The following is a 25,068-nucleotide window of genomic DNA, read 5'->3' as shown; positions in this document are numbered from 1 at the left end:
CCTGATAACTCAGACACGCTCGCAGACACCCGAACCACCCCCCCGGGGACCACCACTGGGCAGCCTACGCCCGTGACCTAAAGCAACGGCATTGAGTCTAGGGTCGGATCCCGTCGCAGGCGATGGGCAGATGCCGCGGCCCGCGCAGCACGGCGTTCTGCCGGTACGGGGGCGGGTCCTCCAGCAGACGTGGGTTGTCCAGCCTGCGGGCCAGTTCCGACAGGGCGAGCTGGGCCTCCACCCGGGCGAGCGGTGCGCCGAAGCAGCTGTGGATGCCGCTGCCGAAGCCGAGGTGCTGGATGTCCTGGCGGTCGGGGTCGAAGCGGTCCGGGTCCTCGAAGCGCTGGGGGTCGCGGTTGCCGGACGCCAGAACCAGCCAGAGGGAGGCGCCTTTGGGGATGGTGACGCCGCGAACCTGGATGTCGGCGAGGGTGGTGCGCTGCGGCATCAGTTGCACCGGCGGCTCGAAGCGCAGCAGCTCCTCGACGATGGGCGCGGCGAGCCGCGGATCCGCACGCAGCCGCTGGAGGACGTCGGGGTTGCGCAGCAGGGTCAGCATTCCGTTGGTGATGAGGTTGACGGTGGTCTCGTGCCCCGCGATGAGCAGCAGCGCCGCGGTGCTGAGCAGTTCCATCGTGGTCATCGCGCCGTCCGGGCCCTTGGCCGTCGCCAGCTGGGAGAGCATGTCGTCGCCGGGCCTCTTGCGGCGCTCCTCGATCAGGCCGGCCAGGTACATGCCCAGCTGCAGACGGGCGTCGTGCGACTCCTTGCCCCGCTCGGTGGGATCCGCGTCCGGATCGGGGTCCAGGCTCGCTGCGATGGTGTCCGCCCAGGTGTGGAAGCGCGGCTCGTCCTCGCGCGGCACTCCGAGCAGCCGGCAGATCACCGTCACCGGGAAGGGGTACGAGAAATGGTCCACCAGGTCGATCCGGCCCGGGTCGCCGATGCCGTCGATGAGGCCGGTGACGACGTCGTGCAGCTCTCCGCGCATCCCGTCGATCCGGCGGGGGGAGTGCGGCGGGCCGAAGGGCCGGTTCGTCATGCGTCGCAGCCGGTCGTGTTCCGGCGGGTCGAGCCGGATGAAGCTCGGCGGCAGGACGCCCTCCTCTTCCTGGGCCGACTCGGCCAGCGGGTCGCGGGCGGGCGAGGCCAGATTGTGGACGTCGGAGCTGATGCGAGGGTCGTGCAGGAGGCTGCGGATCTCGTAGTAGGTGCTGACTACGTGCGGCCCGTCGTCTTCGTGGTGGACCGGCGTCTTCCGGAGCTCTTCGTAGATCGGGTACGGGTTGGCGCGGTTGGCGTAGTCCAGGATCTGGTGCAGCAGGGATCGCGTCATGGCGGGTCCTCGTGGCCGTGCGGGTCAGTGCGCGGGGGTGAACGTCATCCGGCGGTCGGCCGGCGAGTATCCGCTGAGGGTCACAGTGGGGCCGTGGGTGGGTACCGACGGGTCGGGGAAGTCCGCGTCCATCGGCCGCTGTCCGTCCGGACGCCGGTCGACCATTGGGAAAGGCGGCGGGAACGGCGCGGTGGTCTCGATCAGCTCCTGGTAGAACGGCAGCCACCGGGCATGGTCGAAGGCGACCGCGCCGATGACGCGCCCCTGGTACCCGTAGACGCCGATGAACCGGTGATCCGTGAGCGAGCCCTGCGAGATGAGGATTTCCGTTCCCAGCGACGGCACCCCGACCGACTTGATGTTCACGCCGAACTGCGAGGACCAGAACGCCGGTACCCACATGTGCGGGAGGCGGTCGGCGCTCTCGCTGAGCATGTTGTGCGCCGCGATCTCGGCCTGGGAGACGGCGTTGCCCCAGTGCTCCAGGGACAGGAACTGGTAACCGAACAACGGGTGCGGGGAGCGGGCGACATCGCCCGCGACAAAGATGTCGTCGGTCACGATTCCGCGGATGTCGAAGGCGCGGCAGCCGGCGTCGCAGGCGATGCCGCGTGGGCCGGCCCCCAGCCCGGACCCGGCGAGCCATTCCGTGTTGCGGGTGGCACCGAGCGAGACGATCACGACGTCGGTCTCGACGGTGGAGCCGTCGGACAGATGTGCGACGCGCACCCGTCCCGAGGAGTCGCCCTCCAGAGCGGTCACCATGACCCCGCACCGCAGGTCCACGCCCTGCTCGCGCTGGAGCTCGGCGGCCACCGCGCCGACCACCCCGCCGAGCGCGCCGACCAGGGGCGCCGCGGCGCGCTCGGCGACGGTGACGGGGAGGCCGCGTTCGCGGCAGGCGGAGGCGATCTCCGAGCCGGTGAACCCGGCGCCGATGACGAAGACCCGCTTGGGACCCTCGGCCAGCCGCCGCGCGAGCGCGGCGCCGTCGTCGCGGGTCCGCAGCACGAAAACGCCGTCGAGTTCCGCTTCGGTCTCGCGCGGCCACGGTCGCGCCCGCACACCGGTGGCGATCAGCAGCCGGTCGTACGGCACCTCGTCGCCGTCGGCCAGCCGCACCCGCTTGGCGGCCATGTCCAGGCCGGTGGCCGAAACGCCGAGCCGCCAGGTCGCGTCGAGGGCTTGGCGCCTGGGCAGTGCGGTGCGGTCAGCGGTGGCCATGCCCAGCAGCACCTGCTTGGACAGCGGGGGTCGGTCGTACGGTTCGTAGGGCTCGTCGCCGATCATCGTCAGGGAACCGGCGAAGCCCTTGTCGCGCAGGGTCTCCGCAGCCCGCAGGCCTGCCAGCGAGGCGCCGACGATGACGATGCGGCCCTCGCGTTTGAGTCTTTCCAGGGAGCCGTCACCGTTCATGGGACACCGCCTCGGCCGGTACGTCCACCGCATCGACCTGGATGGCCTGGACGGGGCAGGCTGCGGCGGCCTGTGCCAATTTCTCGCGCCGTGCCTCGTCGGCCTCCGGGTGGTACAGCAGCGCCTCCTCGCCGTGCATGACGAAGACTTCGGGCGCGAGGAACGCGCACTGCGCGTATCCCTGACAGCGGTTCAGGTCGACTGCAAGCCTCACCAAGGGATAGGTCCTCTCCAACGGCCCGGTCCCCCCTGCGACCATCCTCTGCAGCCGGACGGGATGCGGCGACGAGGAGGAGACCGTTGGAGTGAGTGCTGTGGCCGGCTCAGGCCGGGGCGGCGGGACGCCGGCCCCACAGCATGTGCAGGCTGACGATCAGCGCCCAGGCTGGGAAGACGAGTTCGGACCAGGGCAGGTCCGCTCCCGCCACGAGCAGCGTCAGGCCCGCGAGGTAGCCGAAGACGACGAGTGGGCGAGGGAAGGCGCCGATGCGGCGGCCGATGGTCGAGGTCGTGAAGATGAACACCGCCGCCATGCGCAGAGCGTACGTGGTCAGCAGGACGTAGGCGAAGTGGCGGCCGAACGGCGGGTGCTGCTGACTCTCGTCGAGCACGGTCCCTGCCGCCGCGGCACTGCCGAACAGGGTGGCGACGAAGACCAGTCCGCTGCCCAGGAACACGGTGGACACGAACCGGTCCTCTCCCTCACCGGCCTGAGCGCGCAGGGCTCCCATGAACCACAGGAAGGCGATCCCGGCGAACGGGAGCAGCGCCAGCGCCGTCTGCACGGCGCTCCGCTGCCCGGCATCGACGGCGATGTCGTCCCCGCCGGCCCCGCCGGGTAGGGCGATGCGCACCAGGACGATCGCCGCGGCCATCAGGACCGCGAAGACGACCCCGGCAATCCCGGTGGCCCGGGGTGTCCAGAGGCGCTCGTGCTTCTGCCACATGGTCCCTCGCTTTCTGCCTGCACTTCTTGCGTACAGACAGCAGCAATCCACGAACTCGCGCCACCGGGCCGCTCGGGAGACGTGATCACCACCCACTACCGTGCGGCCATAAGGAGGTCGCGGCAGACGGTCCAGGCGGGCGGCCGCTGGCTGAGCGAGGGGTTCGTTCGGAGGCACTGCTGTGGCGGCAGCCGTGGCAGGGCCAGAGGATGGACGCCGATGCGCCGCTGTGAACGTCACGGTGGTGGGGGTTTTACGGGAGGACCGTGTGACCGCTTCGTCATCCGCCGCCGACGTACCGCCGGCTCGCTATGACGACCTACGTGCCCTGGTAGTCAACTGCACCCTCAAGCGGTCACCGGAGCCGAGCAACACCCAGGGACTGATCGACCGCAGCACCGCCATCATGGACGCACAGGGCGTGCGGGTCGACGTCCTGCGGGCCGTCGATCACGACATCGCCACCGGCGTCTGGCCCGACATGACGGAGCACGGCTGGCGGACCGATGCGTGGCCGCAGCTGTACGAGCAGGTCATGGCGGCCGACATCCTCGTGCTGGCCGGCCCCATCTGGCTCGGTGACAACAGCTCGGTGATGAAGAAGGTGATCGAGCGCCTCTATGCGTGTTCCAGCCTTCTCAACGACCGGGGCCAGTACGCGTATTACGGACGTGTCGGCGGCTGTCTGATCACGGGGAACGAGGACGGCGTCAAGCACTGCGCCATGAACGTCCTCTACAGCATGCAGCACCTGGGCTACACGATCCCTCCCCAGGCGGACGCCGGATGGATCGGCGAGGCGGGGCCCGGTCCCTCCTATCTCGACCCCGGCTCGGGCGGCCCGCAGAACGACTTCACCAATCGCAACACCACCTTCATGACCTGGAACCTTCTGCACCTGGCCCGGGCGCTGAAGGACCTCGGCGGCATCCCCGCCTACGGCAACCAACGCACCGCCTGGGACGCCGGCTGCCGCCGCGACTACGAAAACCCCGAGCACCGGTAGGCGGGCCCCGGCGACGGCATCGCCCTAATCGGTCTGCGTGGCTTGTGCGATCAGGCGCTGCAGATGCAGTCCGCGGTGGGCGCTGAGTTCGGTGCTGGTGCCCGTGCGGACGGCGGTGGCGAATTCGCGGCGCAGCACGGGCCAGCATTCGTCATGGTCGAGTTCGGCCGTGTCGTAGACGAGTCCGGGGTGCGGGCCGAAGAGTTCGATCCGGGTGATCACCTGGGGGAGACGGACCGATCCGGACAACGACGCCTGGCTGACGGCGCCGTTGGTGTGTTCACAGGTGAGTTCGATCCACCGGCGAGGGTCTCCGGTGCCGCGGACGTGGGCGATGGGACCGACGGCGGCGTCCAGGAGATCCAGGAGGTGTGGGCCGAGATCGAGCAGCGCGCCCTGTTCGAGGCGCCACGTGGTGGCGAAGTCGCCGCCCAGGAATGCGCCGTGCAGGTAGCAGGAGCGTGCTCCGGCGACGTCCACCTGGCGGGCGGCACTGATGAACTCGCGCGTGAGGGGGTGGTAGCGCTTGGTCAGCACGAGCTGGGAGACCACGCCGGCTTCGTCGATCGCATCGGCGAGCCGCTGAGCCGAGGGCAGGTCGGGTCCGAGGGGCTTCTCCAGGAGCAGCGCCTTGCCCCTCTTGGCGGCACGTGGGGCGAGTTCGGCCTGGACGGCCGGCGGCACCGCGAAGGCGACCGCCTCGCAGTTGTCGAGCAGTTCCTCGAAACTCGCCACGGCACGAGCTCCGTACGGCGCGGCTGTCTCACGTGCGGCATCGAAGCGGCGCGCCCAGACCGCGGTGAGACGCGTTTCGGGGCCGGCGGCGAGCATACGGGCATGCATGGCCCGGGCCCACGGTCCGGCGCCCACGAGTCCGACCTGGACCGGGCTGTCATTCCACGCTGCTGGTGCGGCGATCACGGGATGTCCTGTCTGTGCGGGGGCGGGCGCTCTCAGCCGATGTGCGCGTTGAGGCGGGCGTCGGCCCGGGCGGGGGAGTAGAGGATTTCGACGACCATGGCCGCGGCGCCGATGAGGCCCGCGTGGTCGCCGAGGCGGGAGGTGACGATCTGCAGGTTGGCGGTGGTGCGGGGCATCGCGCGCTGGTAGAGCAGTTCACGTACGCCGGTCATGAAGGGCACGCCGGACAGGTCACCGGCGAGCATCAGGACACCGGGATTGAGGAGGGTGACGACGGTGACGAGCACTTCTCCGGCGCGCCGGCCGGCGTCCCGGGCGAGCCGGATGGCGTCGGGGTGGCCCTCGGTCAGCAGCCGTCGGACGTCGGACCCGGAGGTGGTTTCCAGACCGAGGGCGGACAGTTCCCTGGCCAGCGCCCGGCCGCTCGCGACGGCGGCCAGACAGCCGTAGGAGCCGCACATGCACAGGGCGTCGGGCCGGTCGTGCAGGCGGATGTGGCCGATGTCGCCGGCGCCTCCGTCGACGCCGCGGTAGACGCCGTTGCCGACGACGACGCCGGCGCCGATGCCGGTGGAGACCTTGACCAGGACGAAGGCGGAGCAGTCCGGGTGGTTGGCCTGGTGCTCGGCGAGTGCCATGAGGTTGGCGTCGTTGTCGACGAAGACGGGTACGGGGCCGTCCTCCATGCTGGGCCCGACGTGGTCGGCGTAGGCCTTCTGGAGCCGTTCCCGGATGGGGTACTGGTGCCATCCGGGCATGATGGGCGGCTCGACGACCCGGCCGGTCTCCCAGTCGACCGGGCCCGGTACGGACAGTCCGATGCCGCAGACGTGGGTCGGCTCGATGCCGGCGGCGATGATCAGGTCCGGGAACCAGGTGGCGAGATGGTCCAGTACCTGGTCCGGGCCCTCGTTGATGTTCAGGGGTGCGGTGTGCTCGGCGAGGATGGTGCCGGCGAGGTCGAGGACGGCGGCACGGGCGTGCCGGGTCTCCAGATCGACGGCGATGACCGAGGCGTGGCCCGGGTCGAAGACGATGCGGTGGGAGGGACGGCCGCCGGTGGAGTTGCCGGTGGTGTGCCGCAGCCACCCGGCGCGATTGAGCAGGTCCAGGCGCTGGCCGACGGTCGACCGGGACAGCCCGGTGGCGCTTTGCAGGTCGGCGCGGGTGTTGGCGCGGCCACTGCGGATCAGTTGCAGCAGTTCGCCCGCGCTGACCTGGTTCGGCGTCATCAAGTGTTCCCCCATGGACTCAGCTCTTGTCGGCGCCGCTGGTCAGGCCCTCGGTGAGCAGGCGTTCGGCGGCGAAGAACAGAAGTACCACGGGGATCGTCAGCACCACGGAACCGGCCATCAGGATCGTCTTGGGGACCTCGATGCCGTTGGACAGCTGGGCCAGCCCCAGGGAGACGGTCCACTTGCCGGGTTCGGCGGCCAGGAAGAGCAGCGCGAACAGGAACTCGTTCCAGGCGATCATGAAGACGTACAGGCCGGTCGCCATGATGGAGGGCAGGGCCAGCGGCAGAATGACCTTGCGGACGGTCTGGAGCCGGGTGGCGCCGTCGATGGCCGCCGCCTCCTCGATGGAGTAGGGGATGGTGACCAGGTAGTTCCGCAGCATGTAGATCGACACCGGCACGGTCTGGGCGACGTAGACGATGGCGAGTCCGACCAGGCTGGAAGACAGTCCCAGCTTGGCGAAGATGACGAACAGCGGGACGGCCAGCAGGGTCGCCGGGAACATGTAGACGGCCAGGAAGAGCGCGCTGACCTGGCGGTGGCCGAAGAACTTCAGCCGGCTGATGGCGTAGGCGCCGGGCACGGCGGCCAGCAGGGTCAGCAGGACCGTCCCCAGGGACACCAGCGCGGAGTTGAGCAGGAACCTCACGAAGCCCTGACCGCCGGAGTCGGTGGAGCGCAGCACGTCGCGGTAGGTCGACACGGTGAAGTCCTTCGCCGAGACCCACAGGGATCCCGGGTCGAGCAGAAGGGCGTCGATGGGCTTCACCGACAGCAACACCATGTAGTAGAAGGGGAGGACGGTGATCACTGCGAGGAACGCGATGACGAACCAGCGCAGGACGCCGAAGAACCTCTCCTCGAACTGGGCCCGGGACAGGGCGGCCTTGCGGGTCACGATTCCTCCTGGACCTTGTTGCCGAAGAACTTGAAGTAGAAGCCCAGCAGGATCATCAGTGAGACGGCCAGAACGAGCGCCTGGGCGGCCGCCGCTCCCACGTCGTAGCGGGCGGTGAGGAAGTCGTAGACCCGCACGGCGGCGATGTCGGTGCCCGCGCCGCCTCCTGTCAGCAGGTAGACGTCGTCGAACTTGTTGAAGGTCAGGATGAAGCGCAGCACGCACAGCAGGGCGATGACGGGCATCAGCTGGGGCAGCAGGACGTACCGGAAGCGCTGGGTGTGGGTGGCGCCGTCCACCAGGGCGGCCTCCTCGAGGCCGTGGGGGACCGCCTGGAGCCGGGCGAGGATGAACAGGAAGGCGAAGGGGAAGTAGCGCCAGCACTCGAAGGCGATGACGGTCAGCAGGGCCAGCGGGATGTCGAAGTGCATGCCGAGCAGGCTGACTTCGTACTCGCGGGTGGAGAGGAAGGCGATGGGGTCGTCCCAGCCGAACAGGCGTCGGCCCCAGTCGTTGACCACGCCGTACTGCGGGCTGAGGGCGACCTCCCAGACGAAGGCCACGGCGACGACGGGGGCGACGTAGGGCAGCAGCATCGCGGCACGCAGCAGGCCGCGGCCGCGGAAGGGCTTGCGCAGTGCGAGTGCGGCGATGAGTCCGAGGACGACGGAGCCCGCGGTGGCGCCGGCGGTGTAGATCAGGGTGGTGCCCAGGCTGGACCAGAAGCCGGCGGAGCCGAAGATCTGGGCGAAGTTGTCCAGGGACCAGTTGCCGAACAGGCCCATGCCCTGGATGTCGACGAGCTTGGCGTCCTGGAACGCCAGCAGCACGGTCCACAGGATGGGCAGGATGACCACCACGAGGACCACGAGGAAGGTGGGGGAGACGAACGCGAGGCCTGCGCGGTTGGCGCGGCGGCTGGCGGTCATCGGACGGCGGTCCCGGGGGGCGGGCCGGTCCTTGGACCGGGGGCTGGTTCCGCGGCGCTGCGGTGCGCCGACTGGGGCTGTTGTCATGAGGAGACCTTTGTGACGTGCATGCGGGCGGCTACTGCAGGGACTTCTTCAGGGCGGCGACTTCGTCGTCGGCTTCGCGGGCCGCCTCGGCGGGGGAGAGCTGTCCGCTGGTCATGGCGCCGATGGCCTTGGGAACGGGCAGTTCGCCGTTGGTGGCGCCGACGAGGGCTCCTTCGCCCTGGGTGATGCCCCAGCGCCGCATGTTGCTGACACCGTCGGCGAGCTGGTTGAGCAGGCTCGCGGGGAACACCTGGTCGAACGGCTTACGGGTGTCGACGCCGATGTCGCTGTGGCGCCAGGCCTCCAGATAGCGGTCGGGCTCGGCGGCCGTGCCCGTGCGGACGGGGATCTTGCCCTCGGGTGCCAGGCCGAACCAGGACTCGTAGCCGGTGCCCATCATGTACTCGATGAACTCGCGGGAGGCGGCCGTCTCGGCCGTCTTCGTCGTCACCCACGAGGTGATCTCGCCGAACTGTGCGGCCTCGGAGGCGTCGGGGCCCTTCAGGGCGGTGACGATGCCGCTGTTGTCCGACAGATACTGCGAGTCGTCTTTGCACTCGGCGCAGCTGGGCAGGGCGTCCTGGCGCAGGCCGGCGAGCTCGTCGAGCAGGAACGAGGACCAGATGATCATGGAGGACCGGCCCGCGAAATAGGTGGCGCGGGTGGAGTCCACGGTCTGGGTGCCCGGGGCGCCGTAGTCGCGGGCGAGCCGGTCGTAGGTGCTGAAGGCGGTCTCGCACCGGGGCGACTGCAGTGCCACCTCGTGCCGGTCGTCGACGAGCTGGCAGTCGTTGGCCAGGGCCAGGCTTTCGAAGCTCTGCGAGGTGAAGGCGTCGCTTGGGTCGGTGGCGGCCGAGATGCCGTCGTTGCTCTTGGTGGTGAGCGCCTCGGCGGCGGCCAGGGCCCGCGCGTAGGTGTCGGGGGCCGCCAGGTTCTTCTGGTCGAACTGGTCCTTGCGGTAGACCAGCAGCTGGAGCCAGGCGTCGGAGGGCACCCCGAGGCTGGTGCCGCCGTCGGATGTCAGCTCCAGCGCGTTGGCGTTGAAGGTGTCGCGTCCCAGCTCGCCGATGATCTCCTTGGGGATGTCGGTGTTGAGCAGGCCGTTGGTATACATCTGCCAGACCTGGCCCATGGGGGCCGCGCCGATGACGTCGGGCAGCGTGCCCGAGGCCGCGGCCGACATGATGAGCTGGGGCATCTGGGCCTCGTCGACTCCGACGAGGTTGACCTTGATGCCGGTCTCCTTCTCGAAGCCGTCGATGACCTTCTGCGTCGCGGTGACGCGGTCAGGGAGGTTCTCCTGGGACCAGACCGTGATCTCCCGGTCCGGTGTGCCGGGCCCGGTGCCGTTGGCACAGCCCGCCAGCAGCCCGATACCCAGGGCTGTGGTGACGCCGACCGCGGTCATCCTCGACCGCAGGGTCTTGGTGCGCATTGCGTGTCCTCGTTCCGACTTACGTCTACTGAACACGCATCTCAGCATCAGTTTTGTCTGTTGACAAGACATAAGTTGCGACTATTGTCGACGCAACCGAAACGCAACCGAAACCCACACCCCCCCTCCGGAGCCATCCGTGGAACGCGTCGTCCAATTCACCGGCCCTCGCCAGGTGGAGGTAGCCGAGCAGGTCAGAGCCGATCTGCCCCCCGGCCATCTGAGAATCCGCACCCGCTACTCGGGCATCTCGGCGGGCACCGAGCTCACCGCCTACCGCGGCACCAACCCTTATCTGACGCGCACCTGGGACGCCGAGGCACGGCTGTTCCGCGAGGGCTCGGCCGGCATCGCCTACCCCGTGGCCGGCTGGGGCTACTCCGAGGTGGGAGAAGTCACAGAGGTGTCGCCGGAGCTGGCGGGTACCGCCGATCTGCCGGCCGTCGGCGACCTGGTGTGGGGCATCTGGGGACATCGCAGCGAGGGCATCGTCCCCGCGGAACGCATGATCGGCCATACCCTGCCAGCCGGCCTGGAGCCCCTCGCCGGGGCCTTCGCCCGAGTGGGAGCCATCGCCTACAACGCGGTGCTCGCCGGTGACATCCACGTCGGCGAAGACGTCGTAGTGTTTGGACAGGGCGTCATCGGGCTGCTGACCACCCGGCTCGCCCAGCTCAACGGCGGCCGCGTCACCGCCGTCGACGCCCTCGACGGCCGTCTCGACACGGCGAAGCAGTACGGCGCCCACCGCACCCTCAACGCCCGGTCCGACTCCGTCGCCGAGAGCATCCGCGAAGCCACCGCGGGCAGGGGCGCCGACCTGGCCATCGAGATCAGCGGCGCCTACCCCGCCCTGCACGAAGCGCTGCGCTCGGTCGCCGTCGGCGGCCGCGTGGTGGCGTCCGGCTTCTACCAGGGCGACGGTATCGGCCTGCGCCTGGGCGACGAGTTCCACCACAACCGCGTCCAGCTCATCTGCTCGCAGATCGGCGGGGTGCCCCCGCAGCTGTCCGGCCGCTGGACCGTCGAGCGTCTCCAGCAGACCTTCCTGCGGCTGGTGGCGGAAGGCCAGGTCGACGTGGCGTCGCTGGTCAGCCATGTCGTACCGGCTGCCGATGCCGCAGATGCCTACCTGCTGCTGGACGAACGCCCTGGTGACGCCCTCCAGGTCGTCCTGGAATTCTGAAAGGCCCCCGATGCTCAAGACCGCCGCACAAGAACAACTCCTGCCCGGCAAGAGCCTGCAGGAGAAGTGGGAGTTCGCCCAGAACGCCGGCTACGACGCCATCGAACTGCGCGCCAAGGGCGACTTCCACTTCGCCTCGCGTCTGCCCGAGCTCAAGCAGGCGCTCAAGGACGGCGTGGTCATGCCGACCGTGTGCGTGGAGATGCTGCACTTCTTCGGCGCGTTCGACGACGAACTGCGTCGCGACGCACTCGCCCAGATGAAGTCGCAGCTCACCGTGATCGCGGAGATCGGTGGCCTGGGCGCCCAGACACCCGCCTCCTACGGGATGTTCTCGCGCCGCCTTCCCCCCTTCGAACCGCCCCGCACCGAGGAACAGGACCGCGAGGTCCTGCTCTCCGGGCTGGCCGAACTGGGCGAACACGCCCGCAAGGAAGGCGTCACCCTCTTCCTCGAGCCGCTCAACCGCTACGAGGACCACATGGTCAACCGCCTGGAGCAGGCCGCCGACCTGATCCGCGAGACCGGACTCGACTCCGTCAAGATCGGTATCGACAGCTACCACATGAACATCGAGGAGAGCGACCCGGCTGCCTCGATCCTGGCGAACGCCGACTGCATCGGGCACGCCCAGGTGTCGGACTCCAACCGCTTCCAGCCCGGCGCGGGACACCTCGACTGGCCCGCCTGGCTGGGAGCCCTGCACACCATCGGCTACGACGGCTACCTGGCCGCGGAATGCCGGCTGACCGGCGATCCCGTCGACGCCGTCCGCTCCATCCCCGCCTTCCTGCAGAGGTCCGGCGCGTGAGGGAAGTTCTGGACCGGCCCGTGCCCACCGCCGCCGCAGACCTGACCCTGCGGCGCGGTGCGGCGCGGGTCCTCATCACCAACTGGACCGGCACCTCCACCGTCCCCTCCCGCACGCTCTACCCGCACCAGTGGAGCTGGGACTCCGCCTTCATCGCCATCGGTCTGCGGCACCTGTCGGTGCGCCGCGCGCAGCGTGAACTCGAGTCGCTGCTGGCAGGCCAGTGGGCGGACGGCCGTATCCCGCACATCGTCTTCAATCCCGACCTGCCGTACGGCGCCTACTTCCCCAGCCCGGACTTCTGGCAGTCCTCGCGCGCGGGCCGGAACGCCGGAGCACCGGAGACCGCCGAGACATCGGGAATCGTGCAGCCGCCCGTCCACGCCCTCGCAGCCTGGCTCGTCCATCGGGCCGACACCGCGGAATCCCGGCGCCGTGAGTTCCTCACCCGTCTCTACCCGCAGCTCGCCGCCTGGCACCGCTACCTGATGACCCGGCGCGACCTGGCAGGCGCCGGCCTGGCAGCGGTCGTACACCCGTGGGAGCCGGGCATGGACAACAGCCCCTGCTGGGACGGGCCTCTGAGCCGCATCACCCCCGCCGCGCCCGACACCTTCCACCGCGCGGACCTCAACCACGGTCACCCCGCCGACCGGCCCACCGACCTCGACTACGGCCGCTATGTCCACCTGGCCGCCGACTACCGCAGCGCCGGTTACGACGATGCCGTTCCCCACCAATTCGCCGTCGAGGACCCCTGCTTCAACGCCCTTCTGATCGTCAGCGAGCTGGCCCTCGCCCGGATCGCCGACCAGGTGGGCGCCGACCCCGGACTCCACGAGGCACGCGCCGCCGACCTCACCCGCACCCTGGTGGCGCGGCTGTGGGACGAGGACACGGGACTGTTCCTCGCACGTGACCTGGTGGACGACCGGCTGATCCCGGAACTCAGCGTGGCCGGACTCATTCCCCTCCTCGTCCCCGACCTGCCGGAACCCGTTGTCGAGCGGCTGATCCAGACCCTGGACGGACCGCACTTCCATACCAAGTCCACAGCCCTGGTTCCCAGTTACGACCTCGACGGGCACGCCTTCGACAGCACCCGCTACTGGCGCGGCCCGGCCTGGTTCAACACCGCCTGGCTGATCGAACGCGGTCTGCGGGCCCACGGCCGCGACACCCGGGCGGACCGTCTCCGCGACGCCATCCTCACCACGGCGGGCACCTCACAGTTCGCCGAGTACGTCGACCCGACCACCGGCACCGGCCGCGGCACCCGCGACTTCTCCTGGACCGCCGCCCTCACTCTCGATCTGCTGTGCGCCGACGACAAGGAGCCACCGCTGTGACCGGGGCCGCCCACCGCGTCCAACTCGTGCGGGACGCCACCTTCGCCATCCTGAACAACGACGGCAGCGTGACCGGTGCCCGCGGCGCCACTCCGGACGGACTCTTCGTACGGGACGCCCGGCACCTCAGCCACTGGCAACTCACCGTCGACGGCGACACCCCAGGCGTCCTGGTGCCCTCCGTCGCACAGCCGGACGGCACCGCCGAGTGCGTCCTCACACCGGCGGGCACGCGCGACGAACCACCCGCCTACACGGTCTTTCGTCGCCAGGCCGTCATGGCAGGCGGCTTCACCGAGCACCTGCGCCTGGTCAGCAACCGTCCCGATCCGGTGACCGCGCAGGTCGAGGTCACCGTGGACGCCGATTTCGCCGACCTGTTCGAGCTGCGGGCCGACAACCGCCACTATCCGAAGCCGGACGGCGTCCACCAGGCCCACATCACCGCGGACGGTGCGCAGTTCGACTACCGGCGCGCGGACTGGCACTCACGCACCACCGTCACCAGCAACCCCCGACCGGATGCCGTGCGCGCCGACGAAGCGGACGCCGACCGAAGCACACACCGGATGCTGTGGACCCTGCCCCTCGCACCGCACGGCGAGGCCGAACTCCGGCTGAGCGTCGAGGCCCGTCCGCACGGAGCGCCCGATCCCGCCGCCGGCGCGGCCGTCGCCACCCACCCCGCCCCACTGCCCGCCGACACGGACCAGACCCTTGCACAGGCATGCGAACAGGGCCTGGCCGACCTCGATCTGCTCACCATCCCCGCAACCGGCGCAGACGGCGAACAGGTCAGCGTGCCCGCAGCAGGCATCCCCTGGTTCCTCACCCTCTTCGGCCGGGATTCGCTGCTCACCTCCTACTTCCTCCTGCCGTACCGGCCGACGGCAGCGGCCGGGACTCTCAGCGCCCTCGCCGCGACCCAGGGCCGGCGACACGACGCCTTCAGCGGTGAACAACCCGGACGCATCGTCCACGAGATACGGCACGGCGAACTCGCCCACTTCCGTCAGATTCCCTACGGCCGCTACTACGGCGCGGTCGACGCCACGCCTCTCTTCCTCGTCCTGCTGCACGCCCACTACGAGACGACCCAGGATCCCGCCCTCGCCGTCCGGCTCGAACAGCACGCCCGGTCGGCAGTCGACTGGATGCTCGACGACGGCGGACTGACCAAGCACGGATACCTCGTCTACACGCCCGACCCCAACGGGTTGGTCAACCAGAACTGGAAGGACTCGGCGGGCGCCGTCTGCTTCAGCGACGGAACCCAGGCAAAGGGCCCCATCGCCGTCTCGGAGGCACAGGGTTACGCTTACGACGCGCTCCTGCGCACCGCCCACCTGGCACAAGAGGTCTGGCGCGACGAGCCCTACGCCGAGCAGTTGCGCCGGTACGCCACCGACTTGCGATCACGGTTCACCGAGGACTTCTGGATGGCCGAGGCCGACTTCCCCGCCCTGGCCCTCGACGGCGACGGCCGGCAGGTGGACGCGCTGGCCTCGGACGCCGGGCATCTGCTCTGGTCGGGCATCCTCGACGAACAGCACGCCCGACGTGTCGGCCGACGACTGCTGCAGCCGGACTTCTTCTCGGGCTGGGCCATCCGCACCCTCGCGGCGGGACAGAAGCCCTACCACCCGCTCTCCTATCACCGAGGCAGCGCCTGGCCCCACGACAACGCCGTCATCGTCCTCGGCCTGGCCCGCAACGGGCTGCACGACGAAGCACGCACCGTGGCGGAAGGGCTGATCGCGGCGGCAGCGCGGCACGGATACCGGCTGCCCGAGGTCCTGGCCGGCTACGACCGTTCACGCTCCGCAGACCCGGTTCCCTACCCGCACGCCTGCTCGCCACAGGCATGGGCGGCAGCGACTCCGCTGGCCTTGCTCACCGCCTTGGGGCTGCGGACGGATTGATCGGACACCGACCGCCGGCCCCGCGTGCCCGTCCTCGGACCACCCGAAGCCCACGTGGTCCACGAGCACCGTGCCCTTCAAGGACGGCAGGGCGCGGGCCAGTTCGCGGGAGGCGGTGCGGCGGTCGTGTGCGGTGCCGTTGAAGAGGCAGCCGTCCGCGGTGATGAGCACCGTCGGTTCGAGCTGGGCGAAGCGGTCATGGTGTGGTGCTCCTCGGCAGAGGGACGTTCCGGGCGTCGTCGGGGCGGTGGGCCGTGTGCAGCAGGGGGGCCCAGGCGGCGGTGTCCGTGAAGTCGCCGGTGCCCGCGGGGACGGTGTCGAGGACGACGCGGTCGGGGCGCAGCAGGGCGGCGTCCGCCCGGCCGGCTGCCAGCCAGCCGGCCAGGGTGCCGTCGTCGTCCAGGTCGTCGATACGGATCGTGGGTGCGCCCAGTGCCGTGGCCACGGCGGTCGTCCGCGCGCTGGGCGGGACGGCGGTCAGGACGGCGAAGGAGTCGCCGAGGACGTCGTCGAGGCGCACCCGCCTGCCGTCGACGGTCACCCAGGGCTGGGGGCAGATGGTGCCGGGCAGTACACGGCCGGTCAGCCGGGGGCGGCGCCGTACCAGCGGGCCGGCGGTCAGGGCGGGGCTGAGGTCGCGGCTCACCGCGGCGGTCACGCCGGGGATGCGGCAGGCTGCGCCCACGAGGGCCCGGCGGATCGCCGCGGCGCGGTCCTGTCCGCCGGTCATGGCCCAGCCGACGGCGACCGCGATGCGGATCACGTGACGGGCGTGCGGCTTGCGCTCACGCTCGTACGTGTCCAGCAGTGCGTCGTCCGCGCCCTGTTGGAGTACGCGGGCGAGCTTCCAGGTCAGGTTGTGGGCGTCGCGCAGGCCCGAGCACAGACCCTGCCCGACGAAGGGCGGGGTGAGGTGGGCCGCGTCGCCCAGCAGGAAGACACGACCTCGGCGCCACCGGTCCGCGAGGCGGGCGCGGAAGGTGTACTGCGCCTGCCGGATCACCTCGAAGTCCGCCGCGGTCGAGGCATCATGCGGCAGATCGACCCAGGGGGCGACCAGCTCCCGCAGGCGCTCGAGCCCGTCCGGTCCGTCCAGGGACTCGTCGGTGGCCAGCCGGAACTCCCAGCGGTAGCGGTCCTCGCCGACGCGCATGAAGGTGGCCGGCCGGGTCGGGCAGCAGATCTGCTCGGCGCCCTCCCAGGTGCGCACCCGGCGGCTGGTGCGCACGTCGATGACCCGCCAGCTCTCCTCGAAGTGCAGGTCCTCCCATACGGCGCCGATGGCGTCGCGGGTGAGGCCGCCCGCGCCGTCGCAGCCGAGGACGGCATCGGCCCACACATGCTCCTCCTCGTCGCTGCCGTCGCCCCGGAGGGTGACCCGGACGGGTTCCGTACCGTCAGTGGGCTGGTTGACGGACACGACCTCCACCCCGCCCCGCAGCTCGCACTCCGGGCGGCGTGCCAGGGCGTCGCGCAGGAGGCGCTCCAGCTCGGGCTGGTCGAACATGCTGGTCTGCGGAAAGCCGTGGTGTCCTTCCAGGGACCGCGCGAATTCGGCGATCACACGGTGCCGGGCGTCCAGCAGCCGTAGTCCGCGCGCCGGGCGGGCGAGGGCGGCGAACTCCTCGTGAACGCCGACACTCTGCAGGATCCGGCGGACCTCGTCGTCCACCACAACGGCGCGCGGCAGCGGGTAGACGTCCCGGTGGCGTTCCAGGAGGAGGCTGGGCACGCCGCGCCGGGCGAGCAGGAGGGCGGCCGTGACGCCCACCGGTCCGGCACCGATGATCACCACCGGTACCCGCGACACCGCGCTCACGTGGCGTCCGCCACGGGGGTGCGCTGCTCGCCGAGGTCGATCCGCCCGTCCGGGGTGGCGATCGTGGCGGTGATGAGGTCACCGTTGTGCAGATAACGCGGGTTCTTGGCCTGGCTGTTGAAGAACGCCTTCCACTTCATGGCGGGCGGCAGCAGCGCACCGATCTTCTCGACCGGCTTGGGCGGGGCCTTCAGGGCCGTGCCCCCGGGCGTGCCGGTCAGCAGCAGGTCACCCGGGGCGAGGGTCTGGAAACGGGCGAGCAGGGTGAGCGCCTGCGCGGGCCGTACGATCATGTCGGCCAGCGTGCGGTCCTGGCGCGGCTCGCCGTTGACCGACAGCCGCAGCCGCAGGTTGATCAGGTGGGCGAAGTCCTCGGGTTCCAGCAGGGCCAGGTACGGGCCGGTCGGCGTGAAGGTCGGGTAGGACTTGCTCTCGTAGAACTGGGTCTTGGTCAGCTGGACGTCGCGGGCGCTGACGTCGTTGGTCAGGACCAGACCGGCGACGTGGCGCGGCAGGTCCCGCTCCTCCACGACGGTCCCCACGGGCAGGGTTTCGCCCATGACGAGGCCGAGTTCCACCTCGTAGTCGAGGAACTTCACGTGGGCGGGGCGGACGATCGTGTCGTGCGGGCCGCTGACCGAGCCGGAGGCCTTGCGGAAGAAGGTGGGCGGAATCTCGCCGGTGAAGCCTGAATCGCGGGCGTGGCTGCGGTAGTTGACCATCTGGGCGACCACCCGGCAGGGGGTGGTGACCGGAGGCAGGGCCACCAGGTCGGCGACGGGAGTGCCGCTCTCGGCGGAGGCGGCGGCCGCGCGGACCGCGGCCCGGTCGGCGAGCAGCTCGGCGGTGGTGACCGCCTTGGTCTCGATGCGGAGGGCGCGATCGTCCCGGACGACCCACCAGCCGTCGGTGGTGCGCAGAACGTTGGTGCTCATGAGTTCATCGCTTTCATCAGGCCCAGCAGGCGGGCGGGGTCGAGTTCGTTGTCGCCGCGCAGGGCCGTCATGACCTCGCGGAGCTTGGCGGGGGACGGGCTCGTGCCCAGGAAGTCGCGGGTGACCGGCGGGCCCCACTGGGCCAGGCCGCTCGCCGACATCGGCGCCCAGCCGGGCTCGAGGTCGCAGGAGAACAGGTCGCCGTCGGCGAAGTGCTCCAGCATGAAGCGCTCGGGGTCGCGCCAGTAGTCGAAGAGCTGGCTGCCCTGGATGTGCCGGCCGATGCCCCAGCTGCGCTGGTAACCGCGCTCGGCGAGGTACTCCCCACCGGCGGCGATCGCGTCGAGGTCGGTGACCTGGTAGGCGGAGTGGACGTAGCCGGTTCCGGCCCCCAGGTGCAGGGCGAGGGTGTGGTGGTCCACGGGCGTGCTGCCCTGGTCGCAGCGGATGAACGCCATGGTCGGCCCGCGCCCGCGCTGCCCGTCCAGGAACAGGAAGTCGGACACGATCATCCCGAGGGTGTCCAGGTACCAGTCCAGGGTGCGGCCGAACGCCCGCGTCTCCAGCACGACATGACCCAGCCGCTGAATACGGGACGGCTCGCGGGGCGGACGCTGGGTGGCGTTGGTACGACGATGCTCGGTGCCGGTGTTGAGGAGCAGCGGCGACTGCTCGGGCAGTGCGGGCAGCTGTTCGGCGCAGTGCACGACCCGGACCGGGAGGCCCGAGGGATCGAACAGGGCGACCGAACGCCCACCGCCCGGCACGTCGATGTCCCGGACGGTATGTCCGACGACGCGGGCCAGCCGGTCCACATCGGCCCGCTCGGCCGCACGGAACGCCGGCCCGATGAACCGGGACGCACGCCCACGCCGGATGACCATGCACGGTGAGCCCGCGAACGTGCCGCGCAGCCACAGCTCGTGCTCGGTGCGGGCGGCGATCGCGAAGCCGAAGTCACGCGCGAACACCTCCGCCCGGTCCAGGTCCGGCTTCTCGAACTCCAGCCAGGCCAGGTCCGCCACCTTGATCACGGGATTCCGGGCTCGCCCGGGATGCTCGCCGCGCAGGGCGCCCTGCGCGCTGTGGAGATCTTGGTGGGGTGTCTGGGGATCAGCCCTGTCAACGGGGGTCTGGGACATGGTGTCCTCCAAGCAACACTGCCGTAATGAGGAAATCGTCAACTTTGCTGTCACTCATCGTCAATAGCTGGAGCGCAAATAATTGATGATCTCATCAGTAATGGCAGACTCATCGCGACGGTTGTTACACTCGCCGTATGCCGACGTCAGCCCCGCCCAAGAACCGCTTCGAACGGCGCCGTGCCGAGACCCGTCAGGCACTCGTCCGCGCGGCCCGGCAGATCCTCGCGGAGACCGGGGACACCAGCGCCAGCATCCAGGCGATCGCCGAACGCGCGGACGTGGGTTTCGGCTCCTTCTACAACCACTTCGAGTCCAAGACGGAGCTGTTCGACGCCGCGGTGACGGACGCCCTGGAGGAGTTCGGTCAGGTCGTCGACGAGCGCGTACACGGGATCGACGACCCGGCCGAACTCGTCGCGGCGGGCTTCCGGCTCACCGCCCGGATGGCCGACTCCCACCCGGAACTCCTTCGCATCCTGCGTGATCGCGGGCTGGCCCACATCCATTCCGACCGCGGCCTCTCCCCGCGAGCCCTGCGCGACCTGGAGACCGGCATCGCCTCGGGTCGCTTCACCTGCCCCAGCGCGACCACCGCCCTGTCCGCCGTGGGCGGGACCCTGATGTCCCTCGTGGCGCTGCGGCTGTCCCGGCCCGACCTCGACGGCGACGAGGTCGCCTCGGACCTGGCCGAGATGGTCCTGCGCATGCTCGGCGTCCCTCCGGACGACGCACACGAGGTCACCCGGCGCGCCCTGCCCGACCTCGCCTGACCCCGGGTCGGCGCGCGCCGGCCGGCGGATACCCGGAAAACCGTGGGCGCCGGTGCTCCCTGGAGCACCGGCGCCCGTTCACCCCTGCCCGAGGTGGCTTCTGGACGACCTCTCAGCAGTCGTCAGGGGACGAGGACCAGACGGATCGGGTCGCCGACCTTGCGGAGGGGACGGTGGTCGGGTGGACGCAGGCCGCTCAGCAGCTTGTCGGGTGCTCGGCCAGGGAGATGGCGGGCCGCTCCGCCGCTCACGTGCTGCCGTCCTCCGAGGACGCCCTGAGGGCTACGCCCCAGCGGCACAGCACCGAGTGAGCAGGCCGGAATCTCCCTCCTCGAGGAGGGAGACCTGCAGAACTACGCGACTTCCGCCAGGATTTGCGTCAGCAGATGCGTAAACCGGCCGACGCAACCTCGCAGGCACCGTCGGCGCAATGCACCGACACCCTGCGCCGCCTGAAGATCTGCCGCAACCCCCGCTGCGAGACAGCCTTCTACGACCGAGCCCGCAACAACGGCGGTGTCCGGCGCAACGTCCGCGTGTGCGGCAACGCGGCCAACCTCCGCAACTGCCGCGCCCGTGTCGCCATTGGGACAAGGCCCATCCCTGCCACGCGAATTGAGTGACAGCTCTCCCTCGCTGACCGGATTCTGTCCAGCGCGTGAACACCTTTTCGCGCTGAGTGGAAGGGCTTGGACCGAATGAAAAGAACCCGCCTACTGGTGGCGGCGGCCTTGGGGCTCGCGCTGAGCGCCGGCGCCGTGCTGCCGGTATCGGCACGGACCGGCGCCGCGGATGCGGCGCCGTCCGGAGCTGCCGCCATGGGGAAGACCGCGACCGTGCGGCTGATCACCGGTGACCGGGTGACGGTCACCACGGATGCCGCGGGCAGGAGCACAGCGTCCGTCGAGCCCGGCACCGGGCGGCGGGGAGTGCTGTTCCGCACCATCGAGCAGGACGGGCATCTGTCGGTCATTCCGTCGGACGCCTCGGACCTGGTCGCCACCGGGCGGCTGGACCGCGAGCTGTTCGATGTGACCGCGCTCGTCTCCCAGCAGTACGACGTGGCGCACACCGACGCGCTGCCGCTGATCGTGGAGCAGGGCAAGGACGTGGCGGACGGCACCATGAGCCGGCTCACCCGTCTCGCCGACGACGGCGCACCCGCGCACCGGCTCGACAGCATCGGAGCGCTGTCGCTCCGGGTCGCCGAGAACGACCTCGGCACGTTCTGGAAGCACCTGGCTTCCGGCGGTTCGGAAGACGGCGCCCGTGCCCAGGCAACGCCCAAGGTGTGGCTGGACAGCCGCGTCCGCCCCTCCCTGGACCGCAGCACCGCCCAGATCGGCACGCCCGCCGCATGGGAGGCCGGGCTACGGGGCGAGTCCGTGAAGGTCGCCGTCCTGGACACGGGCGCCGACTCGTCCCATCCCGACCTGGCCGGCCGTATCGCCAAGGCGGAGAACTTCTCCGACAGCTCCGGCACCGGCGACGCCTTCGGCCACGGCACCCACGTGGCCTCGACCGTCGCCGGCAGCGGCGCCGCGTCCGGCGGCACGCGCAAGGGCGTGGCGCCGGCCGCCGACCTGCTGATCGGCAAGGTTCTCGGCGACGACGGCTTCGGCAGCGAGTCCCAGGTCGTCGCCGGTATGGAGTGGGCGGCGGCCCAGGGGGCCAAGGTGGTCAACATGAGCCTTGGTTCGGAGGGCGCCAGCGACGGCCAGGACCCGATGAGCCTGGCCCTGAACGCGCTGACCGAGAGCACCGGCGTGCTCTTCGTGGTGGCGGCCGGCAACGCCGGTGAGCTGGGGCAGAGCACCGTCGGCTCGCCCGGCGCCGCGTACGCGGCCCTCACCGTCGGCGCGGTCGACCGCGACGACTCTCTCGCCTCGTTCTCCAGCCGGGGCCCGCTCGTCGGGGACAAGGCCGCCGTCAAGCCGGATGTGACCGCGCCCGGAGTCGACATCGTGGCGGCACGTGCGGCCGGCACGACGATGGGTCACCCGGTCGACGAGCACTACGTGGCGGCGTCCGGTACGTCGATGGCCACCCCGCATGTCGCGGGCGCCGCGGCCCTCCTCGCCCAGCGGCACCCGGACTGGGGCCCGGAGCGGCTGAAGGACGCGCTGGTGAGCACCTCCCGCACGATCACCGGCCAGAAGGTCACCGAACAGGGCGGTGGCCGCGTCGACGTCGCCGCCGCCGTGCTGGGACCGCTGACCGCCACCGGCACCGTCGCCCTCGGCACCTACGAGACCGGTGCAGGCAGTCCTCGCTCGACGAAGATCCGCTACACCAACCACTCCGGCGAGGACCTCACCCTCGCGCTCGACGTCCGGCTGGCCACCACCGCGGGCCGCGAGGCAGCCGAGGGCGCGGTGCGCCCCGGCACGGATTCGCTGCGGGTCGCGGCGGGCCAGACCGTCGAAGTGCCCGTGACGGTCGACCCCTCCCGCCTCCAGCGGGGCGCCTACTACGGCTATGCGACCGCCACTTCCGCCGACGGCGAGGTGAAGGTCCACACCACGCTGAGCCTGCTGGTCAAGGGCCCCGTCCACCGCCTGACGGTCACCACCTACGACGACAAGGGCAACCGCTCCGGCGCACTGCCCAACATCTGGGGGACCGACGGATTCGTCCGGTACACCGACCAGGAACGGGGCATCGCCGAGGTCGAGGAAGGCACCTACCAGCTCGATCTTCCCTCCCTCACATCGGACGGCTCGGAGCTGCGCCATGTGATCCTTCCCGAGGTGAAGGTGACCAAGGACGTGGCGGTCACGCTGGACGAGCGAAAGACCACCAAGGTCGAGATCCGCACCCCGCGGCCGGCGGAACAGCGCGGCATCGTGCACTACCAGATGCACCGTGAGATCGACGGTGTCGGTCTGACCCAGGGCGTCATGTACTTCGACAGCGCCCAACGGATCTACGTCAGCCCCACCGCCGAAGTCACCGACGGAACCTTCGAGTTCGCCTCCCGCTGGCAACTCGTCGCACCGCTCCTCCGGGCGGAGGTCCCCGGGTCCGGCATCGACCTTCGGGCCTACTACATGCCGCAGTCCCCGCTCCTCGACGACCGGGGCCGGCGCCTGACCGCCGTCGACGCGGGGGATCTCTCTGCGCCGCGCTTCGACCGCGCTCGCGGCAAGCTCGCCGTGGTGACCAACCGCGACAACATCTACGAGCCGGAGATGCTGACGAAGGCCGCCGAGGCCGGGGTCGCGGCCGTGGCCCTCGTCCACTTCAGCAACCAGCCGTGGACCCGTTGGGAGCCCGCCGGCGACCGCTGGGCGCTGCCCACCGTCAGGATCGGCGCCGACGCGGGCGCCAAGCTGCTGGCCCGCATCAAGGACCGCAGGACGCAGGTGCACTTCACGGGCACGGCCCGCAGCCCGTACCTGTACGACGTCATGCAGGTCTCCTCGCAGCGCATCCCCGACAAGGTCGTGCACACCGTCACGGAGGACAACAGCGCCGTCATCCGCACGACGTACGCCGACAACGGCGGTACGCCGTGGGCCTCCGAGCAGCGGTTCGCCCGCCGTCCGTACCAGGATTTCGCCTGGCTCCAGTACTCCCGGTTCGTCCCGACGGGCTTCGAGCGCACCGAGTACGTCTCGGCGGGGGACACCGCCTGGGAGCACAAGGTGCACCATGAGACGGTCAGTCAGGACCGCGAACTGATGGTCGGGATGCGCAGCGCCCCGCGCACCTACCGTGCCGGTGAGCAGCTGCGGGAGACCTGGAACGAATCGGTCGTGCGTCCGTCGATCCCGCACGGCGCCGGTCTCGCCTCCGTCCGCGACGGGAACGTCCTCGCCCTGCGCATACCGGAGTTCACCGACTCGACGTCCGGGCACTGGTCACGCAAGCTCGCAAGCTCGGGCGGTGATGGCGGCGTCGGCGCCTCCCAGCAGGGTGACACGGCGAGGGCGGTCCTTTTCCGCGACGGCAAGGAGATCGCCGAGGCGGGCAGCGCCTGGACGGACTTCGAGGTGCCCGCCGGGGCGGCCGACTACCGGCTGGACCTGTCGACCAGCCGGGCGTCGCAGGAGTGGGCGTACGGCACCGAGACCGAGACGTCCTGGTCGTTCCGGTCCGCGGCCGGCGGCGAGGCGAAGCTGCTCCCGCTGCTCCAGGTCGACTACGACGTTCCGGTGGACGAGCGCAACGAGGTCAAGTCCGGCCGTACGCATGCCGTTCGGCTGGCGGTCCGCGCCCAGGACGGACTGGCCGCACCGAAGGGTGTGGTGATGCAGGTCCAGGCGTCGTACGACGACGGCCGGACCTGGAGCCGGGCCTCGCTGCGTGACAGAGGGGCAAACGCCTACGAGGCGACCGTCACACGGCCGTCCGGGGTGCGCGGCGACGCGTACGTGACGCTGCGGGTCACCGCCAAGGACGCCGCCGGCAACAGTGTGCGGCAGACCGTGACACGGGCCTACCTGCAGCAGGGGTCAACTACCCATCGCTAAAGCTCGCTAAAGCGATGGGCTTGCACAACGGGCGTCACTGGCGGTGACGCTGCGTTTGCGTCCAGTCCCACCGCCGCGCTGGCGTGGTGGTGGGACAGGGGCGATTGACTGCGCCCCGCTTCGCCACAACTCCCACGCTCTCGCGCGGATGTTGCGGGAGCCGTTCCGGTCCGCGTGATCAACGAATCCGCAGGACCGGCATGCGAACCAGGCCTGACTCACCCGGTTCGCCTTGTCGATGTGGCCGCACTCGGCGCAGTGCGGGAGGTGCACGCCGGATCGACGTACACCACCGGTACTCCCGCCCGGCGGGCCTTGTACGCGATGAAGCTTCCCAGCTGGGCGAAGGACCAGCTGGAGTGGGTGGCCCGTTGGGGCTTGCGAAGCCGTACCCGTTCGCGGATGCCCGTGAGGTCTTCCAGGGCGATTCCGCGTCCGGTGCG

General features: G+C 70.4%; 21 protein-coding genes and 1 pseudogene. 8 read left to right on the top strand and 14 right to left on the bottom strand.

All coding sequences use genetic code 11. The features are described 5' to 3' along the window. Window positions 1–97: 97 nt before the first annotated feature. The 4 genes from ACFV7R_RS43680 to ACFV7R_RS43665 all read right to left on the bottom strand — a co-directional run bounded on the left by ACFV7R_RS43680 (window position 98) and on the right by ACFV7R_RS43665 (window position 3,699). On the bottom strand, window positions 98–1,336 hold the full coding sequence (locus ACFV7R_RS43680; protein ID WP_385275342.1) for a cytochrome P450: 1,239 nt from the start codon (window positions 1,334–1,336) through the stop codon (window positions 98–100). 24 nt (window positions 1,337–1,360) lie between these two features. Further along, on the bottom strand, window positions 1,361–2,752 hold the full coding sequence (locus ACFV7R_RS43675; protein ID WP_385275339.1) for an NAD(P)/FAD-dependent oxidoreductase: 1,392 nt from the start codon (window positions 2,750–2,752) through the stop codon (window positions 1,361–1,363). Beyond that, complete coding sequence (locus ACFV7R_RS43670) at window positions 2,742–2,966, bottom strand: ferredoxin (protein ID WP_385275345.1); 225 nt, start codon at window positions 2,964–2,966, stop codon at window positions 2,742–2,744. Before ACFV7R_RS43670 ends, ACFV7R_RS43675 begins: the two co-directional genes overlap by 11 nt. 109 nt (window positions 2,967–3,075) lie before the next feature. Then, a complete protein-coding gene (locus tag ACFV7R_RS43665) occupies window positions 3,076–3,699 on the bottom strand; it encodes a hypothetical protein (RefSeq protein ID WP_385275336.1) in 624 nt (207 codons plus the stop codon). 268 nt (window positions 3,700–3,967) lie between these two features. Between ACFV7R_RS43665 and ACFV7R_RS43660 the strand changes: the two genes are divergently transcribed. Beyond that, window positions 3,968–4,705 carry a flavodoxin family protein gene (locus ACFV7R_RS43660; protein ID WP_385275333.1) on the top strand — a complete coding sequence of 246 codons (738 nt, stop codon included), beginning with the start codon at window positions 3,968–3,970 and terminating at the stop codon, window positions 4,703–4,705. A 24-nt stretch (window positions 4,706–4,729) separates the two neighbouring features. Here ACFV7R_RS43660 and ACFV7R_RS43655 read toward each other — a convergent pair whose 3' ends face one another. Genes ACFV7R_RS43655 through ACFV7R_RS43635 form a run of 5 tightly spaced genes read right to left on the bottom strand, consistent with a single transcriptional unit; the run spans window position 4,730 to window position 10,213 of the window. Next, complete coding sequence (locus ACFV7R_RS43655; RefSeq protein WP_385275330.1) at window positions 4,730–5,626, bottom strand: Gfo/Idh/MocA family protein; 897 nt, start codon at window positions 5,624–5,626, stop codon at window positions 4,730–4,732. Window positions 5,627–5,658: 32 nt separating this feature from the next. After that, entirely contained in the window at window positions 5,659–6,858 is a 1,200-nt protein-coding gene (locus ACFV7R_RS43650; protein WP_385275327.1) for an ROK family protein, read from the bottom strand. 19 nt (window positions 6,859–6,877) lie between these two features. Continuing rightward, the gene (locus ACFV7R_RS43645) at window positions 6,878–7,762 is read right to left on the bottom strand and encodes a carbohydrate ABC transporter permease (protein ID WP_385275325.1); all 885 of its coding nucleotides are present in this window, start codon (window positions 7,760–7,762) and stop codon (window positions 6,878–6,880) included. Next, window positions 7,759–8,778 (bottom strand): carbohydrate ABC transporter permease, encoded by a 1,020-nt coding sequence (locus ACFV7R_RS43640; RefSeq protein ID WP_385275322.1) that lies wholly within the window; start codon window positions 8,776–8,778, stop codon window positions 7,759–7,761. The genes ACFV7R_RS43645 and ACFV7R_RS43640 overlap by 4 nt, the downstream gene beginning before the upstream one ends. Window positions 8,779–8,809: 31 nt before the next feature. After that, on the bottom strand, window positions 8,810–10,213 hold the full coding sequence (locus ACFV7R_RS43635; RefSeq protein ID WP_385275319.1) for an ABC transporter substrate-binding protein: 1,404 nt from the start codon (window positions 10,211–10,213) through the stop codon (window positions 8,810–8,812). Window positions 10,214–10,352: 139 nt separating this feature from the next. Here ACFV7R_RS43635 and ACFV7R_RS43630 point away from each other — a divergent pair, with 139 nt between their 5' ends. The 4 genes from ACFV7R_RS43630 to ACFV7R_RS43615 are packed head-to-tail and all read left to right on the top strand — an operon-like array spanning window position 10,353 to window position 15,481. After that, window positions 10,353–11,399, top strand: a complete 1,047-nt coding sequence (locus tag ACFV7R_RS43630; RefSeq protein ID WP_385275316.1) for a zinc-binding alcohol dehydrogenase — start codon at window positions 10,353–10,355, stop codon at window positions 11,397–11,399. Between the two features lie 10 nt (window positions 11,400–11,409). Next, window positions 11,410–12,210 carry a sugar phosphate isomerase/epimerase family protein gene (locus ACFV7R_RS43625; protein ID WP_385275313.1) on the top strand — a complete coding sequence of 267 codons (801 nt, stop codon included), beginning with the start codon at window positions 11,410–11,412 and terminating at the stop codon, window positions 12,208–12,210. Beyond that, the gene (locus ACFV7R_RS43620; protein WP_385275310.1) at window positions 12,207–13,559 is read left to right on the top strand and encodes a trehalase family glycosidase; all 1,353 of its coding nucleotides are present in this window, start codon (window positions 12,207–12,209) and stop codon (window positions 13,557–13,559) included. Before ACFV7R_RS43625 ends, ACFV7R_RS43620 begins: the two co-directional genes overlap by 4 nt. After that, the gene (locus tag ACFV7R_RS43615) at window positions 13,556–15,481 is read left to right on the top strand and encodes a glycogen debranching N-terminal domain-containing protein (RefSeq protein ID WP_385275307.1); all 1,926 of its coding nucleotides are present in this window, start codon (window positions 13,556–13,558) and stop codon (window positions 15,479–15,481) included. The genes ACFV7R_RS43620 and ACFV7R_RS43615 overlap by 4 nt, the downstream gene beginning before the upstream one ends. Before the next feature lie 196 nt (window positions 15,482–15,677). Here the strand turns inward: ACFV7R_RS43615 and ACFV7R_RS43610 are convergent, their stop codons facing one another. From ACFV7R_RS43610 to ACFV7R_RS43600, 3 genes are read right to left on the bottom strand one after another with little or no spacing between them, the layout of a single operon-like run. After that, entirely contained in the window at window positions 15,678–17,300 is a 1,623-nt protein-coding gene (locus ACFV7R_RS43610) for a bifunctional 3-(3-hydroxy-phenyl)propionate/3-hydroxycinnamic acid hydroxylase (protein ID WP_385275304.1), read from the bottom strand. After that, a complete protein-coding gene (locus tag ACFV7R_RS43605) occupies window positions 17,297–18,235 on the bottom strand; it encodes a fumarylacetoacetate hydrolase family protein (RefSeq protein ID WP_385275301.1) in 939 nt (312 codons plus the stop codon). Before ACFV7R_RS43605 ends, ACFV7R_RS43610 begins: the two co-directional genes overlap by 4 nt. Beyond that, window positions 18,232–19,377 carry a VOC family protein gene (locus ACFV7R_RS43600; protein ID WP_385275298.1) on the bottom strand — a complete coding sequence of 382 codons (1,146 nt, stop codon included), beginning with the start codon at window positions 19,375–19,377 and terminating at the stop codon, window positions 18,232–18,234. The genes ACFV7R_RS43605 and ACFV7R_RS43600 overlap by 4 nt, the downstream gene beginning before the upstream one ends. A 137-nt stretch (window positions 19,378–19,514) precedes the next feature. Here ACFV7R_RS43600 and ACFV7R_RS43595 point away from each other — a divergent pair, with 137 nt between their 5' ends. Further along, window positions 19,515–20,150: a TetR family transcriptional regulator gene (locus tag ACFV7R_RS43595; RefSeq protein WP_385275295.1), complete on the top strand. Its 636-nt coding sequence runs from the start codon at window positions 19,515–19,517 to the stop codon at window positions 20,148–20,150. 122 nt (window positions 20,151–20,272) lie between these two features. Here the strand turns inward: ACFV7R_RS43595 and ACFV7R_RS43590 are convergent, their stop codons facing one another. Continuing rightward, window positions 20,273–20,401, bottom strand: a complete 129-nt coding sequence (locus ACFV7R_RS43590) for a hypothetical protein (RefSeq protein WP_385275293.1) — start codon at window positions 20,399–20,401, stop codon at window positions 20,273–20,275. Between the two features lie 135 nt (window positions 20,402–20,536). Between ACFV7R_RS43590 and ACFV7R_RS43585 the strand changes: the two genes are divergently transcribed. Both ACFV7R_RS43585 and ACFV7R_RS43580 read left to right on the top strand, forming a co-directional pair. Beyond that, a complete protein-coding gene (locus ACFV7R_RS43585; protein ID WP_385275290.1) occupies window positions 20,537–20,773 on the top strand; it encodes a CGNR zinc finger domain-containing protein in 237 nt (78 codons plus the stop codon). A gap of 75 nt (window positions 20,774–20,848) precedes the next feature. Then, complete coding sequence (locus ACFV7R_RS43580) at window positions 20,849–24,625, top strand: S8 family serine peptidase (protein WP_385275288.1); 3,777 nt, start codon at window positions 20,849–20,851, stop codon at window positions 24,623–24,625. A gap of 6 nt (window positions 24,626–24,631) precedes the next feature. Here ACFV7R_RS43580 and ACFV7R_RS43575 read toward each other — a convergent pair. Continuing rightward, window positions 24,632–25,068 (bottom strand): annotated as a pseudogene (locus tag ACFV7R_RS43575) (zinc ribbon domain-containing protein); the annotation flags it as partial.

It is taken from the genome of Streptomyces sp. NPDC059866 (assembly GCF_042731325.1).
Classification (GTDB): Bacteria; Actinomycetota; Actinomycetes; order Streptomycetales; family Streptomycetaceae; genus Streptomyces; species Streptomyces flavusporus.
This window is presented reverse-complemented; position numbering and strand designations above follow the sequence as displayed.

Bases quoted from the DNA above. Each gene is read 5' to 3' on its own strand.
- ACFV7R_RS43680 (WP_385275342.1), bottom strand. From the start codon at position 1,336: ATGACGCGATCCCTGCTGCACCAGATCCTGGACTACGCCAACCGCGCC.
- ACFV7R_RS43675 (WP_385275339.1), bottom strand. From the start codon at position 2,752: ATGAACGGTGACGGCTCCCTGGAAAGACTCAAACGCGAGGGCCGCATC.
- ACFV7R_RS43665 (WP_385275336.1), bottom strand. From the start codon at position 3,699: ATGTGGCAGAAGCACGAGCGCCTCTGGACACCCCGGGCCACCGGGATT.
- ACFV7R_RS43650 (WP_385275327.1), bottom strand. From the start codon at position 6,858: ATGACGCCGAACCAGGTCAGCGCGGGCGAACTGCTGCAACTGATCCGC.
- ACFV7R_RS43640 (WP_385275322.1), bottom strand. From the start codon at position 8,778: ATGACAACAGCCCCAGTCGGCGCACCGCAGCGCCGCGGAACCAGCCCC.
- ACFV7R_RS43635 (WP_385275319.1), bottom strand. From the start codon at position 10,213: ATGCGCACCAAGACCCTGCGGTCGAGGATGACCGCGGTCGGCGTCACC.
- ACFV7R_RS43625 (WP_385275313.1), top strand. From the start codon at position 11,410: ATGCTCAAGACCGCCGCACAAGAACAACTCCTGCCCGGCAAGAGCCTG.
- ACFV7R_RS43605 (WP_385275301.1), bottom strand. From the start codon at position 18,235: ATGAGCACCAACGTTCTGCGCACCACCGACGGCTGGTGGGTCGTCCGG.
- ACFV7R_RS43600 (WP_385275298.1), bottom strand. From the start codon at position 19,377: ATGTCCCAGACCCCCGTTGACAGGGCTGATCCCCAGACACCCCACCAA.
- ACFV7R_RS43595 (WP_385275295.1), top strand. From the start codon at position 19,515: ATGCCGACGTCAGCCCCGCCCAAGAACCGCTTCGAACGGCGCCGTGCC.
- ACFV7R_RS43585 (WP_385275290.1), top strand. From the start codon at position 20,537: ATGCGTAAACCGGCCGACGCAACCTCGCAGGCACCGTCGGCGCAATGC.
- ACFV7R_RS43580 (WP_385275288.1), top strand. From the start codon at position 20,849: ATGAAAAGAACCCGCCTACTGGTGGCGGCGGCCTTGGGGCTCGCGCTG.